Source organism: Saccharopolyspora oryzae (assembly GCF_027853915.1).
Lineage (GTDB): Bacteria > Actinomycetota > Actinomycetes > Mycobacteriales > Pseudonocardiaceae > Saccharopolyspora > Saccharopolyspora oryzae.
This window is the reverse complement of sequence record NZ_JAQGLA010000120.1, coordinates 1-15,913: the sequence shown is the minus strand read 5'-3', so window position 1 is coordinate 15,913 and position 15,913 is coordinate 1. Positions and strand designations below refer to the sequence as shown.

Below are 15,913 nucleotides of genomic sequence, written 5' to 3'. Positions count from 1 at the left end.
TCCGGTGTTCAGAGTTTCTTTTCTTCATCAAGGGCGGCCCCTGCGGGGCCGCCTGCCTGCTGTTTCCCTGCCCGGGCCAGCGGGGGCCCCCCGGGGCCCCCCCCCCGCCCCCCCCCCCCCCCCCCGCCCCGGCGGGCGGGCCGGGCGGGGGCGGCCGATCTGGTCGAGGCGACCGCTGAGCGGGTCGAGGTAGCCGATCTGGCCGCCGGTTTCCGCAGCGAGGCGCACCGCCAGCTGGCGTCCGCGCTTCGAGATCAGTTCGCGGTCGGCGTCCGCGGTTTCCGGCGAGTTCGCCGCGTCGGCGACGTGCGCCCACTCGTGGAGGGCGTCGACCAGCGAGTCCGGCAGCCGCAAGCGGCCCGGGTCCACCTCGTGGTCAGTGTCGCGCACCAGCACCGCGCGCCCGGAGCGCGCGTGCAGGTCCCAGCCGGACTCGCGCATCACGCCCCGCTCATCGCGTGGAAAGCTATCGCCCCGGCCGTCGCGACGTTGAGCGAGTCCACGCCGCCGGCCATCGGGATCCGCACTGCCAGGTCGGCCGAGTCGATGGCCTCGTCGGTGAGCCCGGGGCCTTCCGATCCGAGCAGGACCGCGACCCGCCCCTGGTCCAGGCCGGCATCGCGAAGGGATTTCGAGTCCGCTCGGGGGGTCAGCGCGGCGATCCGGAAGTCGTTGTCGCGCAACAGCTTGAGATCTTCCGGCCAGGACTCCAGGTGCGCGAACGGCACCCGCAGCACGTGCCCCATCGACACCCGGACGCTGCGCCGGTACAGCGGATCCGAGCAGCCCGCGCCCAGCAGCACGCCGTCGACGCCCAGCGCGGCGGCGTTGCGGAACAGCGCGCCGAGGTTCTCGTGGTCGCCGATGCCCTCCAGCACCGCCAGGCGGCGGGACCGGCTGATCAGCTCCGCCGGCGGGACCACCGGGGCGCGGTCGGCCACGGCCAGCACACCGCGGTTGAGGTGGAACCCGACGACCTGCGCCATCACGTCAGCGCTCGTGACGTAGGCGGGCACGTCGAGGGCGGCGGTGGCCTCGGCCAGGTCGTCGACCCGGCGGCGCACCCCGAACAGCGCGCGCACCGGGTAGGGCGAGGCGAGCAGCCGTTCGACCACCACGACGCCTTCGGCGATCACCAGCCCGCGCCCGCCCGGCCGGTCCGGTCGGCGGTCCGCGCGCGACAGATCGCGGAAGTCGTCGACCCGCGGATCGTCGGCCTCGCTGATCTCGACAATGTGCGCCACGCACCGCATTCTCGCACCCACCCCGGCACCACCGCCCCGGTCGGTCCACCCGCACCGGATTCCGGCGAACATCGCGGCGACTGCTGAAGATTCACTGCTGCACCCGCGCCGATGACGGCACTGCGGCCCGCCGAGCACTGGAGGCCTCGCGCCGCGAGGGTTCGGCGGAGTTGACCACGCTGCAGGCGAAGTACAACTTGGTGGAGCGCAACGACTTCTGGCCGATCCACTCACACGCTGGAGGCGCCCGCGCCCACCTGGATGAGCGCGTCCTCACAGTCCTCACCGCACTGGACGAGATCGCAACGCTGCGTAATGCCCGCATCGCGTCGATCTCGCTGCTCCGGCTGTGCGCGCAACGCACCGTCACCACCCCGCCCGCACCACCGATCGGCTCGCCGACCTGCTGCGCGCGACCGATCCGGAGCCCACCGCGGAGCAGGTCCGGCGCCTCGACGACGCCTCTGCGTGATCGCCTCGCGCCCCGCTCGGCGACACCGTTTTGGCCGCTGGTTCGGCGGGTACGGATGTGTCACGGTGGTTTCCCCAGCGCTGCGCGCTGACGTGCTGCCGATCGAGCGGAGACAGCATGGGACGGCACGTGGACGATCGAGCGTTCAAGCCGGTGGACCGGCAGCGGTATCGCAACAAGATGCAGCGCGGCCTCGACGCCCTGGCCCGGATGCTCGCCGAGGGCAACTTCTCCTTCCCGCACCAGCAGATGGGGCTGGAGATGGAGTTGTGCCTGGTGGATCAGGGCATGGAGCCGTCGATGTCCAACGCCGAGGTGCTGGAGAAGATCGACGAACCGGCGTTCACCACCGAGCTCGGCCAGCAGAACATCGAGCTGAACGTGGAACCGCGGGTGCTGGCGGGGGACAGCGCGCTGAGGCTCGAGGAACGCATGCGCGGCGCGCTCCGGCGAGCCGATGGTGGCGCGCACGACGTCGGCGCGAAGATCGTCATGATCGGCACGCTCCCGACGCTGCGCAGCTCGCACTTCGACCCGAGCTGGCTGTCCCGCAACCCCCGCTACTCGCTGCTCAACGAGCAGATCTTCCTGGCGCGGGGCGAGGAAATGCTGCTCGACATGGAGGGCGAGCCGCTCGGCGAGGCCTACCACACCGAGCGGCTGCGCTCCTACGCCAACTCGATCCTGCCGGAGTCGGCGTGCACCTCGGTCCAGCTGCACCTGCAGGTCGCCCCGGAGGACTTCGCCGCGCACTGGAACGCCGCGCAGTGCCTGGCCGGGGTGCAGGTGGCGATCGGCGCGAATTCGCCGTTCCTGCTGGGCAAAGCGCTCTGGCACGAGACCCGGATCCCGCTGTTCCAGCAGGCCACCGACACCCGGCCCGAGGAGCTGAAGAACCAGGGCGTGCGGCCGCGGGTGTGGTTCGGCGAGCGGTGGATCACGTCGATCTTCGACCTGTTCGAGGAGAACGTCCGGTACTTCCCGGCGCTGCTGCCCGATCCCGAGGAGGAGGATCCGGTGGCGGCGCTGGAGGCCGGCCGGGCTCCGACGCTGAACGAGCTGCGGCTGCACAACGGCACGATCTGGCGCTGGAACCGCCCGGTGTACGACCTGGTGAACGGGGTTCCGCACCTGCGCATCGAGAACCGGGTGCTGCCGTCCGGCCCTTCGGTGGTGGACATCGTCGCCAACGCGGCGTTCTTCTACGGGGCCCAGCGGGCGCTCACCGAACAGGATCGTCCTCTGTGGACTCAAATGTCGTTCGCCGCGGCGGAGGAGAACCTGTTCTCCGGTGCCCGCAGCGGTTTCGACTCCCACCTGTACTGGCCGGGCACCGGCTGGGTGGCTCCCGACGAGCTGGTGATGCGCCGCCTGCTGCCGATGGCGCACGACGGACTGCAAGCGTGCGGGGTCTCCGACGAGGCCCGCGAGCGCTACCTGGGCGTGATCGAGCAGCGCTGCCTGGCCCGCCGCAACGGCGCGACCTGGCAACGGGAAACCGTGGCACGCATGGAAGAACGGGGCATGGACCGCCCGAAAGCCCTGGCCACCATGCTCGAGCACTACATCACCCTCTCCGACGAAGGCACCCCGGTGCACACCTGGCCCGTGGGCTGAACCTAGAACTGACCGATCGCACCGGTGATGTCGAGCGAGGGGCGACCGTTGTTCGAGGTCAGGCGGGCATCGACACCGAAGACCTCGGCCAGCAGATCCGGTTCGAGGACGTCCGATGGCGTGCCGGTCGCCGCGATCCGCCCCTCGTCGAGGACCGCCAAGCGGTCGCAGAACTCCACGGCGAGGCGCAGGTCGTGCAGCGTCAGCAGGACCGTCAGGCCGTCGCGGGCGAGCGAGCGCAGGAGCGCGAGGACTCCGTACTGGTGGCGCAGGTCGAGGTGATTCGTCGGTTCGTCGAGGACGAGGACCTTCGGCTGCTGCGCCAGCGCCCGCGCGATCGAGACGCGCTGCCGCTCACCGCCCGACAGCGCGCGGACATCGCGCTCCGCCGCGTCGAGCAGGCTCGTGGAACGCAGTGCCGAGTCGACGATCTCGTGATCGGCCGCGCTCATCCGGTCCAACAGCCCGAGGTGCGGAACTCGCCCCTGCGACACCACTTCTCGCACGGTCAGCGCCGCGCGCGCCTCCGTTTCCTGCGTGGTCGCGGCCAAGATGCGCGCCAGCTCACGCCGTCCACCAGCCGCCAGACCAGCGACCTCGACCGTCCCGGCCACCGGCCGGACAGCCCGGTAGAGCGTGCGCAGCAGCGTCGTCTTGCCGCTGCCGTTCGGACCGACGAGCCCGAACACCTCACCGGGCCGGACCTCGACGTCCACATCGGACAGAACTGGTCGGCCGCCCAGGGACACCTGGACGCCGCAGACCCGCAGGCTCACGCGATCCTCCGTCGACGCCGCAACATCACCAGGAACACCGGCCCGCCCACCAGCGCGGTGAGCACGCCCACCGGCAGTTCCGACGGCGCGACGACCAGCCGCGCCACCAGGTCCGCCGCCACCAGGAACACCGCGCCGAGCAGCGCCGACACCGACAGCAGCCGCCGCGCCTCGGACCCCACCAGGAACGTGGCCGCGTGCGGCACCAGCAGTCCGACGAACACGATCCCGCCGGCCACCGAGACCGCGGTCCCTGCCAGCAAGGAGATCGCGATCAGGCAGAACGTCCGGAACACCCGCGCATTGATCCCGAGCGCCGCCGCGGCGTCGTCCCCGCTGTGCAGGACGTTCATCCAACGCCCCGCCGCGACGGCGATGATCAACCCGATCACCAGCACTGCGGCGGGAACCGGCAACGAATCCCAGCGCACTCCCCCGAGCCCACCGCTGATCCAGAACAGCACCTGCTTGGCCTGATCACCGGTGCCGAAGGCGTGCAGGACGAACGAGGTCATCGCGAACGCCACCTGCCCGACGGCCAGACCGCCGAGCACCAGCGTCGTCACCGACCCGGAACGCCCGGACACCGCCAGCACGACCAGCAACGCCGCCAAACCACCGAGGAACGCGACGATCGGCAGCCCCACAGTTCCCGCGCCGATGCCCAGGACGATCGTCAGCGACACCGCGAACCCAGCCCCTCCGGACACGCCGAGCAGGTACGGATCGGCCAGCGGGTTGCCCGTGACCAGCTGCGCGACTGCGCCGGACAGCGCGAGCGCGGCGCCGACCAGCATGCCGCCGACCACCCGCGGTATCCGCGAGTCGAAGACGATCGCCGCGCGCGCAGAGGTCCAGTCCTGCTCGATCCACGGCACCACCGGCTCCAGCACGATCCGCCACACCTGCCCCAGCGGCAGCCGCACCGAACCCAGCGACACCGCCAAGCCGCCAACCACCACCAGCGCGATCAGTAACGCGGCGTACACCAACACGAGACGCCGACTCATGCCAGTCCCGCCTCTCCGCGATTCACAGTGGTGGTTGCGTCCCGGAGTGGTCTCGCGTTTTGCGGTTTCTTGTGGCTGGCTTACGTCACGGTCCCCTGAGGTGCGGTTGGGCAGAGCTCGCCTGCTCATGCGCCGTGCAGGTCTCGGGCCAAGCGCTCGACGGCGCCGGGGAAGCGGATTCCCTCGGTGAGCTCGACGAGGGGGATCGTGCTGAAGCGGCGGTCGCGCACTGCGGGCGTGCCCGAGGCCAGGGGGTGTCCTTCCAGGTAGGACTGCTTGTTCTGCACCGGGGCGCCGAGGTAGTCGACGAGTACGACGGCCTGCGGGGTCCGCGCGGCGACCTGCTCCCAGCTGACGTCCTCGAACACCTTCGGCACGTCGTCGAAGACGTTGCGCCCACCGGCCCGGCGGAGCGCGTCGTTGCCAACACCGTTGCCGCCCAAGGTGAACGCGGTCTGCTCGCCGGAGTCGTAGACGAAGACGTCGACCGGCTGCACGCCCGCCAGGCGCTGCTCGACCGCCTGCACGCGCGCCTCGATGCCGTCGTTGAGCTCGCGTGCGTTGGCCTGCAGTCCGAGCGCCTCGCCGAACATCGTGATGTCGTCGAGCAGCGTGCCCATCCCGCTCGGCGCGGACGCGCAGGACTCCGACAGCAGCAGGGTGTTGATGCCGTTCCGCTCGAACGCCTCGCGGCCGCGGCCCTCGGCTTCGTCGAAGGCGCTGGCGTAGCCGCCGACGACCAGGTCCGGTTCGGCTTCGAGGATCCGCTCGTAGGACGGGTACCGATCGGCCAGCAGCGGCACCTCGGCGTAACCGGCGGCGACTTCCGGCGGCGGCACGTGGTCGTCGGGGAAGGCGGTGCCGACGAGCCGGTCGCCCAGGCCGAGCGCCAGCAGGATCTCGGTCGCGTGCTGGTTGAGGCTGACCACGCGCTTCGGCGGGTCGGCGAAGGTCTCGACGCGGCCGCAGTTCTCGACCCGCGGACCGTTCGCCTGCGGCTCGGCGCTGGAACAGCCCGCCAGGAACAGCGCGGCCAGGATCAGGGCGAATGTGCGGCGCATCCGTGCCTTCCAGGGTCGTGCGCGGTTGCGCGAGACCAGGAGCGCACGCAGGCGTCCCAGACCCCGACCGCAGGCCGCGACAGTCGTTGGAGTCATCCCTCGCCAGCAGGTGATCGGGCTCGCCGCGACGTGCGCGGCCTACCGTTGCGGGTCAGCGCCGGACTTCGACCGGACTTCTCCCGCTCGCGGGGTCGCTGAGGATGCTGCACCACGCCGCCGAGCCGGGTCAACCGGGCAAATTTCCCCTCGCCACGGGGTTTTCGCAGCTCAACGAGGCCATTTGCGCAACTCGCCCGGTAGATGAGATCAACGCCTCCATGCCGCCTAGTTGCAATAATGTGGCAGTAGCTAGAGTCTGTCGACAGCGAAGGGAGAAGGCTCGATGGCGCAGCAGTACGTCCTGCCGGAGTTGGATTACGACTACGCGGCGTTGGAGCCGGCGATCGCCGGCGAGATCAACGAGTTGCACCACAGCAAGCACCACGCGGCCTACGTCAAGGGCGCCAACGACACGGTCGAGAAGATCGCGGAGGCGCGGGACAAGGGCGATTTCTCGTCGATCGTGGGGTTGGAGACGACCCTGGCGTTCAACCTGGCCGGGCATTCGCTGCACCTGGTGTGGTGGAAGATCCTGTCGCCGAACGGTGGGGACAAGCCCACCGGTGAGCTGGCCGCGGCCATCGATGAGGACTTCGGTTCCTTCGATGCGTTCCGGGCGCAGATGGAGGCGGTGTCGACCACGATCCAGGGCAACGGCTGGGGTGTGCTGGCGTGGGACCCGGTGGGTCAGCGGTTGATCACCCAGCAGTTGCGGGATCACCACTCGAACCTGTCGATCGCGACCACGCCGCTGCTGGTGTTCGACATCTGGGAGCACGCCTACTACCTGCAGTACCGCAACGTGAAGGCGGACTACGTCAAGCACCTGTGGAACGTGGTGAACTGGGACGAGGTGTCCAAGCGCTTCGCCGACGCCCGCGCCGGCTACAACGGCCTCCGCCTCCCCACCGCCTGACGTCCCACCGGACATGCCCGGGCGCGTCGGAGCGCCGGCTCCACCCGGAACTCATCGCTCCGACGCCCCGGGGAACCACAGTTTCAATTGAAACTGCAAACGGCGGACCGCAGTTTCAATTGAAACTGCGGACCCCCGAGACTTCGCCGGGGATCTACGCGCGGATCCCCGGCGGGGGCGTCCTCCCAGGACTCGGCGGTGAGTGCTCCGACAAGCCGAGCTGCCGAAAACGATCGAGCCCCGGTCTCCCGAAGGAGGCCGGGGCTCGATCTGTTCCCGAACTGACTGCCGCTCCCACCACGAAGCGGACTGGTTTTAGGTTAGCCTAACCTGCCATGGGCACGCAACCCTCGGCGCTGGAAAACCAGCACCCCGGCTCCGACCAGCGCCGCGACCAGCGAAACCAGCCCGCCGAGCAGGATCGGCCACCGCGGCCCCAGCAGTTCGGCCAACCATCCCGAAGCCAGGCCGCCCAGGGGTTTGCCGCCCATGAACAGCAGCATGTACAGACCCATCACGCGGCCGCGCATGGTCGGCTCCACGGCCAGCTGGACGGTCGCGTTCGCGGTGGTCGTGAAGGTCATCACCGCGACCCCGACCGGGATCAGCGCCACCGCGAACAGCTGGTAGCTCGGCATCAGCGCAGACCCGGCCTCCAGCGCGCCGAACACCGCAGCACCGATCAGCAGCAGCCGCATCCGCGGCCCACCGCGGCTGCTCCGCCGCGCCGCCAGCGCCGCTCCGCTCAGCGTTCCCACGGCCAGCATCGTGATCAGCAGCCCGTATCCGTCGGCGTCGCGGCCGAAGACGTTGCGCGCCATCACCGCGAAGGAGTTCTCGAAGTTCATGCCGAAGGTGCCGATGAAGAACACCAGCCCCATCACGATCATCAGGTCCGGTCGGCCGAGCACGTAGCGCAGACCGGCGCGCAGCTGCCCGCGCTCCTTCGGCGCAGGTCTGGCGCGGTGCAGCGCCGCGGTGTCCATCAGCACCAGCCCGGCGACGACGGCGGCCGAGCTGACGCCGTTGATCAGGAAGACCCAGCCGGTGCCGATCGCGGTGATCAGCAGTCCCGCGATGGCCGGACCGACGATCCGGGCCAGGTTGAAGGTCATCGAGTTGAGCGCGACGGCGTTGGTGAGCTGCGCGGGACCGACCATCTCGACGACGAACGACTGCCGCACCGGTGCGTCGACGGCCGCGAAGCAGCCGAGCACGAAGCACAGCACGTAGACGTGCCAGAGCAGCACGATGCCGGAGACGTTGAGCAGCCCGAGGACCAGTCCGCACACCCCGAGGGCGGTCTGGGTGGCGATCAGCACGCGCCGCTTGTCGAAGCGGTCGGCGACGACACCCGCCCACAGCGTCAGCAGCAGGGTCGGGAGGAACTGGAGCGCGACCGCCACGCCGAGGGCTGCCGGGCTGCCCCCGGAGAGCTCCAGGACCAGCCAGTCCTGCGCGGCGCGCTGCATCCAGGTCCCGGTCAGCGAGACGACCTGACCGGAGGCGTAGTAGCGGTAGTTGCGCTCGTGCAGCGAGCGGAACATGCCACCGGAGGCGGATTTCTGGGTGCGGTTGACCTGACCTCTGCCGGGATCTTCGCCGACGCGTGATCGATGCTGGTCAACCACTCCGGTGCTTACCGCCTCTCAGTGGGTTCGATCATCGGCTCGCCAGCCGGTCGATGATCTCCGCGGCCTGGAACAGCACCGCGCGCTCCTCTTCGGTGAGGTCCACCAGTTGCTGGTCGAGCCAGCGCTCGCGGGCGGAGACCTCTTCTTCGATGCGGGTGCGTCCCGCGTCGGTCACCTCGACGATGGCCTGCCGACCATCCGTCGGGTGCGCGCGGCGCGCGACCAGCCCGGCGTCCTCCAGGGCGGCGATCACCCTGGTCATCGACGGTGGCTGGACGCCTTCTCGCGCCGCCAGCTCGCCCGGCGTCAGCGCTCCGGCCTTGTGCAGGCAGGACAGCGCGGACAGCTGGGAGAGCGTGATGTTCGAGCCGCTGCTCTGCGCGCGCAGCCGCCGGTTGAGCCGGACCACCGCGAGTCGCAGCCGACTCGCCAGGGTGCGCTCGCGTTCCGCAATGTCGGACACGTCGTTAGTCTACCAAACTATATCGGGGAAACGGACAAACTGATCAGCTCAGTGGCCGTCCACCCTAATGATCCGACCGCGCGGGGTCACCAAAAGCTCGTGAGCACTTTGGGCTGCTCTGGCAACCCAAAGTGCTCACGGCACTTGACCTGCGGAAACGATCAGATGCCGAAGACAGCGCTGATCGGTGCGGCCGCGAAGTACAGCACGAAGGCCGCCGCGACGATCCACATCAGCGGGTGCACGGTGCGGACCTTGCCGGTGAACACCCGCAGCAGCACGTAGCTGACGAAGCCCGCGCCGATGCCGTTGGCGATCGAGTAGGTGAACGGCATGACCACGATCGTCAGGAACGCCGGCAGCGCGACGCTGAAGTCCGACAGGTCGATCTGCTTGATCTGGCCGATCATCATCGCGCCGACCACGATCAGCGCCGGAGCCGCCGCCTCCACCGGGATGACCTCGTAGAGCGGGGTGAAGAACAGCGCCGCCAGGAACAGCGCACCGGTGACCACGTTCGCCAGACCGGTCCGCGCGCCTTCCGCGATGCCCGACGCCGAGTCCACGAACACCGTGTTGGAGCTGGCGGAACCCAGGCCACCGGCGACCGCGCCGACGCCTTCGACGGCCAGCGCCTTGCCGATGCCCGGGAGGTTGCCGTCCTTGTCGGCCAGACCGGCCTCCTTGCCGAGACCGGTCATGGTGCCCATGGCGTCGAAGAAGTTCGCCAGCACCAGCGTGAACACCAGCAGCGCGGCGGCCAGCGCGGGCAGCCGGGTCCAGGCGCCGAAGGAGACGTCGCCGAGCAGCGAGAGGTCCGGCAGCCCGGCGATCTGGTCCGGCACCGCCGGGTAGCCGAGGTTCCAGCCGTAGGGGTTGGTGCCCTTGGACGGTCCCGCGTGGAAGACGGATTCGACGATGATCGCCAGCACCGTGGTGACCAGCACGCTGATCAGGATCGCGCCGCGCACGTTGCGCGCCACCAGCACCGAGGTCAGCACCAGGCCGAAGACGAACACCGCGGTCGGCCACGAGGCGATCGAGCCGTCGATGCCCAGGCCCACCGGCACGGTGGTGTGGGCCGCGTCCGGGAGCCGCCGCACGAACCCGGCGTCGACCAGGCCGATGAAGGAGATGAACACGCCCACGCCGACCGCGATCGCGGCCTTGAGCTCGGGCGGTACCGCGTTGAACACGGCCGTGCGGAATCCGGTGGCGACCAGGATCAGGATGATGATGCCGTCGACGACCACCAGGCCCATGGTTTCCGGCCAGGTCACCTGCGGCGCGATCGTCACGGCCAGCAGCGTGTTGATCCCCAGCCCGGCGGCGATCGCGAACGGGTAGTTGGCGATCAGCCCGAACAGGATGGTCATCACACCCGCGACGAGCGCGGTCATCGCTGCGACCTGCGGCACCGGCAGGATGTTGCCGAGCACGTCGCGCTTCGCCCCGGCGTCGTCGGCCGAGTAGCTGCCGAGGATCAGCGGGTTCAGCACGATGATGTAGGCCACGGTCACGAACGTGACGACACCGCCGCGCACCTCGCGGGAGATGCTGGACCCGCGCTCGGTGATCTTGAAGTACTGGTCCAGCAGTGATTTCTTGCTCTCGGTCTCGTCCACCATCGTGCTTCCCATCACCGCGCCGAGGCGCGCGTCCACCTACCCGGAGTAGCCTGCCTGACGTGGCAAAGGACAGCGAACCCACCCCCACCGCGGCAGGTCACCGCCCGGTCCCCCACCTGCCCCGCAGGCTGGCCGACCCGACGCCGGTGGTGCTCACCGGAACCGCGCTGTGGCTCCTCGGGGTGCTGCTGTTCGCGGTGCGCAGCGACCTGCGCATCGAGTTCTGGACCTGCCTGGCCGGAGTGGTCCTCGGCGTCATCGGCTACGGCGTCTTCCGCTGGCAGCGCTCGGCGGCCCGCCGGGGTTCCCGGGGCGCGTGGCAGGGGCTGTCCGGTCTGGACGGTTGAGCGAGCAGGATTCCTCCCCCACTGACCCGTCGGACCCGTTAGCCTGCGAAGCCGTCACCAGTTCAGACAGCTGAACCTGAATGCGGGGAGCGCAGCAGCAGTGCCGAAGCTCGACGTCGACCGACTCGAATACGCCATCCTGGCCGAACGCGCGAATCTCACGCGGATCCCGATGGTCGCTGCTTACAGCAACTACGGAACCAAGGTGCAGGACATACCGCGCGAGTTCGACGCGGCCGAGCAGCGCTGCCGCGACCGCGGCCTGGTCAACCCGGGCGGTGTGAACGACCGGGTCATGGAGCTGCTGGGCATCTACTCGCACGCGACCGTCGAGTACGACCTGCGCTTCTCCTCGAAGAAGGGCGCCGAGCTCCGCGTCGCGGTGACGAAGGCGAACAAGACGGCGGTGCGCACCGTCGTCGACGGCGACCGGATCATCCTGGAACCGGTCCACCCGAACGACCTGATCCCGGCCCTGATCTCGACGCTGCCGGAGCACCAGCCGGCCCGCATCCGCCCGCCGCTGTCGATCGACCTGGCGGACGTCCGCGCGGCCATGGCCGAGGCCAGCCGCCAGGGCGAGGACCCGCGGGCGATCGAGCAGGGCCTGCGCAACCGCGGTGTGAGCCCGGCGAACTTCCGCAAGATGACCCAGCTCCTCGAAGGCCCCCGCCTGGGCCTCGGCGAAGCCGGCGTGACGATCTGGGACGACCGCGGCAAGGAGCACCGGGGCGACCAGACGATCCGCATCATCGACCTCCAGCTCGGCCGCACGGCGGTCTACAACAGCGGCGGCCAGCGGATGTTCGCCGGAGCGGACCTGAGCACCTTCACCCGCGTCCTCGGCGAACTGGCCACCAAGACCCGCCGCGACGCGATGCGGGAAGCCCAGTGGTGACCTGCACCGAGTGGTCAACATCACTGGGCCAAACGGACCAATCTGACAACGGCCGGGGAACGGATCCGGCCTGAGTAACGTCACATTCGTGCGCGAGCGATCAAAGACCTGGCAAGCTGTGCGCGACGTGTACCTGTTCTAGGGGACAAGGGGGTAGGACGAGGTGTCGTTCTTCGACGGGATCATCGACGCGCAGCAGAAGATGGTGCGCACCGCGACGATCCACACCGCGATCAACTCTGGGGGGAGCGCGCAGGCGGCATCGTTCTCGGTCGACATCGAGCAGATCCCGGGCCTGATCGCCAAGTACGAGGAAGCCCAGGACAAGCTGCTTGACATCGTGCAGAAGGCGCAAGAACTCCAGAACATTGCGCCGCCTGGAGACGACGAGGTCAGCCAGAAGCTCGCTTCCGCACTCGGCGAGATGGCAGGCGATGGCGAGGGTTGCTTGACTTGGGCCGTGAACGATGCCCGCAGCCGGATCCAGTCCCAGATCGATCAGCTGAAGGCAGCCCTGGGCACGTACAAGAACACCGACGACGACGCTTCGATCCGCCAGGTTTAAGGAAGATCTCACGTGCAACGCCGCGCATCGCTCGCCGCAGTCTCCCTTCTTGCAGTGCTGGGGGCCTCCGCCTGCTCTCCCGGCGGGTCGACTGAGACCCCCGGCTCGAACGCACCGGAATCCAGCACTGCGTCTGACGCCCCGAAGGTTGAGAAGCCGAAGAACCTCAAGGCAGTCACCGACGCTTGCCAGTTGCTGACGAAGCAACAGGTCAGCGACCTCGGTGGTACCAACGAGCGACGACCTCCCCAGCAGTCCACCAACACGTATGGCGAGCCTTCGTGCCAGTGGGCGAACGATGCCTTCACTGCAACCGTTTCGATCAACACCAAGTTCGGTGGCTTGAAGCGGGTCATGCAGAACCGGAAGAGCCGGCAGGACTACAAGCCCACTCAGCTCGAGGGCTACGAGGGTGGACGCGTCGGCGAGCAGAGCAATCTGTGCCGCATCGAACTTGGCATCGCCGACGACCAGTCCCTCGAGATCAACTACGCCAAGAACGCTGGCGGCACGCCAGAGATGGACGACTCGTGCGGCTTCGCCGAGAAGATCACCAGCGAAGCGTTGAAGAACGTTCCGGACGCCTGATCGCGTCCGCGCATACCACGACCAAACACGAAAAGGGGGTGTGATCACGGTGTTCGGACTTATGGTTGGCGGCTACCTGCTCACACGTGAGTCGGACCGTGGTAACACGGACGAGATCATGAGCAAGGTGGGCTTCAACCACCCGGAGAAATACCAGCAGATCACGCAGGGCATCGGCTCCCAGCCGCTTGCTTCGTCCGTGGACAGGTGGAGGGCCGACATCGCGGCCCAGTTCGACGAGGTCGCGGGGATTCTCGACGAAGCCAACGCCAAGGCCGGAGTCGCCTGGACCGGTCAGGCTGCCGAAGAACACGGCAACACTTTGAAGCCGATGTCGCAGTTCATCCTGGATGCGAAGGATGTCTCGACGTCGGTCGGCGACTCTGCCGGACAGCAGGTCGATCACTTCGGCAGGATCAAGCACGGCATGCCGGAGCCGGTGAAGGTCGATGCGACCGACAACCTGCTCGAAAAGGGTGGAGCTTGGCTCGTCGGCGGTGAGACCGACCTGCAGAAGCAGGAGCGCGAGGCCACTGCGAAGGCTGAGGAAGCCAAGGCGCACTACAACTCGTACAACGAGAGCACCAGCAACGTCTCGCAGAACCTGGCGTTCTACCCGAAGGCGCCGGAGATGGCGTACGACCAGGGTGGTGGCTCTGGCTACGGGAACAACCCGACCGTTGGCAGCGTGCCGACCGGATCGGGCATTCCTGGTGGCAGCGGCTCCGGTAGCGGCTACACCGGCAGTGGCGGGGTCAGCCCCGGCGGCGGTGTTGGTCCTGGTCACGGTGGCGGGCTGCCCGGCGGTGGTTACGTCACGGCTCCGCAGCAGAGCTCTTCGCAGTGGGCTTCGATGCCTCCGGCGGGCACCGGTGGACCGGCGAACATGCCCAGTACGACCGGCCCTGGCGGCGGCGGTCCTGGCGGTGGGTTCGGCATGGGCATGATGCCGGGCGGCGCGGGTGCCGGCGGCGCGGGCGGTGCTGGCGGTGCCGGTCGCGGCATGGGTGCTGGCGGCGCCGGGGGCCGTGGCCTCGGTAGCGGCGCTGGCGGCCCGGGTGCCGGTGGGCGCGCTGGTGTCGGCGGCCTGGGTGGCGCCGGCGGTGCGGCCGGGTCCGGTAGCGCTTCTGGCGCGGCTGGTCGTGGTGGCGCTGGCGGCATGGGTGGTGCTGCTGGTCGCGGCCAGGGCAAGGAAGGCGAGGAAGACCAGGAGCACGAGAACAAGTACATGATCGACACGGACGAGGCCTGGGACGACCTGGGCCTGCCCAAGGTCGCCCCGCCGGTCTTCGGCGAGTGACCTGATCGGTCTGGAAAGACGAACTGGCCGCGCACCGAATCCGATGCGCGGCCAGTGCTTTACTCGGTGGCTTTCCGGTAGATCTCGCCCAGCTCCGCCATCGCTTGGTCAGCCTTGGCCTTGTCCGCTGGGATGGAACCTATGTCGCCGATTCCCGCCATTCCCTTGTAATCCATCACGAGCACGTTGTTCGGCGCTCCTGGGATCTCCATGATCCAGCTGCGGAAAGCGGACATCGGTTCATCGACGCCGTGGTCGACGATCACCCGTCGACCGTGGAAGTCGACGACCTCGGCTTCCGGGCTGATGTCCGTCCAGCTCTCGAAGCTGCCCGTGCCGATGTAAACGTCGAACAGGATCTGCATGTCCTGGTCAGGGGACTCGTACGAGCAGGTGAACCCGTTGAGCACCACCCGCCGGAAGTCCGGGCCCATGAACCGGGCGATCACGTCTTCCGGCGGGTAGGAACAGAGGTAGAGCGCTCCCCAGTTCCCGGTAGCTGGCTGCTGCGGCAGAGCGTCCAGCTGCAGAACATCCTTGAACGGCCGCGGTTCGGGTCGCGCCCACTCAGTGCAGGTGCCGCCCATTCGGTCCACCGAGGCGCAGACGTTCGTAGTTGCAGCAGGCACAGGCGGCGGCACGACGGCCTGTTCCTGCTGCTTCCTGGGCGAATCGATCGGAGTCAACAACAACCACAGACCCGCAGCGCCACCGATCAGGAGCACCACGACCCCGATGATGGTGAACGGGATCCACTCCCGGTTCTTCCTAGGCATCTGCGGTGGTCCGGATGGGTACTGCGGCGGTCCGGCCGGGTATTGCGGCGGGACGGGCTGGTAGCCCGGCGGTGGTTGTCCTTGCCAGCCTTGGTTTCCCGGCCAGCCTTGATGGGTCACTCGAACTTCCCCCTCAGCTCAGCAGTGCTCTCCCCAGAGCACTTCCCCAACGACTTGTCATGTGGGCAACCGGATTCTGCGACAGCTCGACGGTGGAATGTGTGCTTTCAGTCGAACATCACCGAGATGACCACTCGACCGGTTCGGACCTCGGTGGCGCAGACCGAGCAGGTCGGGCGGTCGTCTCTGGGGTTGAGATCTTCTGGGGTCGTCATGACTCCGCAGAGCGCGACGAGATCTCGGCCTTGGTGGCGTGGGTCTTCTGTTGGGATTACGTGGTTTTGGTAGCCGAAGCCTGTCCAGTAGCCCGTCTTGGGCGGCTTGGATGGGTCGGCCGGCGGTTTCGGCATTGGCGGCTTCCTGGTGGTGGTCGGCGGGCGGGGGCGGGGGGGGGGGGAC

General features: G+C 68.6%; 17 protein-coding genes. 8 read left to right on the top strand and 9 right to left on the bottom strand.

Annotated elements, in window-relative coordinates:
- Positions 1 to 440 precede the first annotated feature (440 nt).
- The gene (locus OU415_RS35625) at positions 441 to 1,253 is read right to left on the bottom strand and encodes a TrmH family RNA methyltransferase (RefSeq protein WP_408641978.1); all 813 of its coding nucleotides are present in this window, start codon (positions 1,251 to 1,253) and stop codon (positions 441 to 443) included.
- Between the two features lie 340 nt (positions 1,254 to 1,593).
- Here OU415_RS35625 and OU415_RS35620 point away from each other — a divergent pair, with 340 nt between their 5' ends.
- Both OU415_RS35620 and OU415_RS35615 read left to right on the top strand, forming a co-directional pair.
- Positions 1,594 to 1,716, top strand: coding sequence for a hypothetical protein (locus OU415_RS35620; RefSeq protein ID WP_270954062.1), 123 nt, complete (start codon positions 1,594 to 1,596; stop codon positions 1,714 to 1,716).
- A gap of 117 nt (positions 1,717 to 1,833) precedes the next feature.
- Positions 1,834 to 3,333 carry a glutamate-cysteine ligase family protein gene (locus tag OU415_RS35615; protein ID WP_270954061.1) on the top strand — a complete coding sequence of 500 codons (1,500 nt, stop codon included), beginning with the start codon at positions 1,834 to 1,836 and terminating at the stop codon, positions 3,331 to 3,333.
- A gap of 2 nt (positions 3,334 to 3,335) precedes the next feature.
- Here the strand turns inward: OU415_RS35615 and OU415_RS35610 are convergent, their stop codons facing one another.
- The 3 genes from OU415_RS35610 to OU415_RS35600 all read right to left on the bottom strand — a co-directional run bounded on the left by OU415_RS35610 (position 3,336) and on the right by OU415_RS35600 (position 6,180).
- Positions 3,336 to 4,109, bottom strand: a complete 774-nt coding sequence (locus tag OU415_RS35610) for an ABC transporter ATP-binding protein (RefSeq protein WP_270954059.1) — start codon at positions 4,107 to 4,109, stop codon at positions 3,336 to 3,338.
- Entirely contained in the window at positions 4,106 to 5,119 is a 1,014-nt protein-coding gene (locus OU415_RS35605) for a FecCD family ABC transporter permease (protein WP_270954057.1), read from the bottom strand. Before OU415_RS35605 ends, OU415_RS35610 begins: the two co-directional genes overlap by 4 nt.
- A 125-nt stretch (positions 5,120 to 5,244) precedes the next feature.
- Entirely contained in the window at positions 5,245 to 6,180 is a 936-nt protein-coding gene (locus OU415_RS35600; protein ID WP_270954055.1) for an ABC transporter substrate-binding protein, read from the bottom strand.
- 382 nt (positions 6,181 to 6,562) lie between these two features.
- On the opposite strand from OU415_RS35600, the gene OU415_RS35595 reads away from it, so the two are divergent.
- The gene (locus OU415_RS35595; protein WP_270949292.1) at positions 6,563 to 7,195 is read left to right on the top strand and encodes a superoxide dismutase; all 633 of its coding nucleotides are present in this window, start codon (positions 6,563 to 6,565) and stop codon (positions 7,193 to 7,195) included.
- A 320-nt stretch (positions 7,196 to 7,515) separates the two neighbouring features.
- Here the strand turns inward: OU415_RS35595 and OU415_RS35590 are convergent, their stop codons facing one another.
- From OU415_RS35590 to OU415_RS35580, 3 genes are all read right to left on the bottom strand, one after another.
- Positions 7,516 to 8,742, bottom strand: a complete 1,227-nt coding sequence (locus OU415_RS35590) for an MFS transporter (protein WP_270954054.1) — start codon at positions 8,740 to 8,742, stop codon at positions 7,516 to 7,518.
- A gap of 115 nt (positions 8,743 to 8,857) precedes the next feature.
- A complete protein-coding gene (locus OU415_RS35585) occupies positions 8,858 to 9,292 on the bottom strand; it encodes a MarR family winged helix-turn-helix transcriptional regulator (protein ID WP_270954053.1) in 435 nt (144 codons plus the stop codon).
- A 161-nt stretch (positions 9,293 to 9,453) separates the two neighbouring features.
- The gene (locus tag OU415_RS35580; protein ID WP_270954066.1) at positions 9,454 to 10,920 is read right to left on the bottom strand and encodes an NCS2 family permease; all 1,467 of its coding nucleotides are present in this window, start codon (positions 10,918 to 10,920) and stop codon (positions 9,454 to 9,456) included.
- Positions 10,921 to 10,979: 59 nt separating this feature from the next.
- On the opposite strand from OU415_RS35580, the gene OU415_RS35575 reads away from it, so the two are divergent.
- The 5 genes from OU415_RS35575 to OU415_RS35555 all read left to right on the top strand — a co-directional run bounded on the left by OU415_RS35575 (position 10,980) and on the right by OU415_RS35555 (position 14,618).
- Positions 10,980 to 11,267, top strand: coding sequence for a DUF2530 domain-containing protein (locus OU415_RS35575; protein ID WP_270954052.1), 288 nt, complete (start codon positions 10,980 to 10,982; stop codon positions 11,265 to 11,267).
- Between the two features lie 100 nt (positions 11,268 to 11,367).
- Positions 11,368 to 12,165, top strand: coding sequence for an ESX secretion-associated protein EspG (locus OU415_RS35570; RefSeq protein ID WP_270954050.1), 798 nt, complete (start codon positions 11,368 to 11,370; stop codon positions 12,163 to 12,165).
- Positions 12,166 to 12,328: 163 nt separating this feature from the next.
- On the top strand, positions 12,329 to 12,730 hold the full coding sequence (locus tag OU415_RS35565) for a hypothetical protein (RefSeq protein ID WP_270954049.1): 402 nt from the start codon (positions 12,329 to 12,331) through the stop codon (positions 12,728 to 12,730).
- Positions 12,731 to 12,742: 12 nt separating this feature from the next.
- The gene (locus OU415_RS35560; RefSeq protein WP_270954048.1) at positions 12,743 to 13,318 is read left to right on the top strand and encodes a DUF3558 domain-containing protein; all 576 of its coding nucleotides are present in this window, start codon (positions 12,743 to 12,745) and stop codon (positions 13,316 to 13,318) included.
- A 118-nt stretch (positions 13,319 to 13,436) separates the two neighbouring features.
- On the top strand, positions 13,437 to 14,618 hold the full coding sequence (locus OU415_RS35555) for a hypothetical protein (RefSeq protein ID WP_270954046.1): 1,182 nt from the start codon (positions 13,437 to 13,439) through the stop codon (positions 14,616 to 14,618).
- 59 nt (positions 14,619 to 14,677) lie between these two features.
- Here OU415_RS35555 and OU415_RS35550 read toward each other — a convergent pair whose 3' ends face one another.
- Positions 14,678 to 15,394 carry a hypothetical protein gene (locus OU415_RS35550; protein ID WP_270954043.1) on the bottom strand — a complete coding sequence of 239 codons (717 nt, stop codon included), beginning with the start codon at positions 15,392 to 15,394 and terminating at the stop codon, positions 14,678 to 14,680.
- Between the two features lie 227 nt (positions 15,395 to 15,621).
- Entirely contained in the window at positions 15,622 to 15,864 is a 243-nt protein-coding gene (locus tag OU415_RS38275; protein ID WP_333779283.1) for a zinc finger protein, read from the bottom strand.
- Positions 15,865 to 15,913 lie beyond the last annotated feature (49 nt).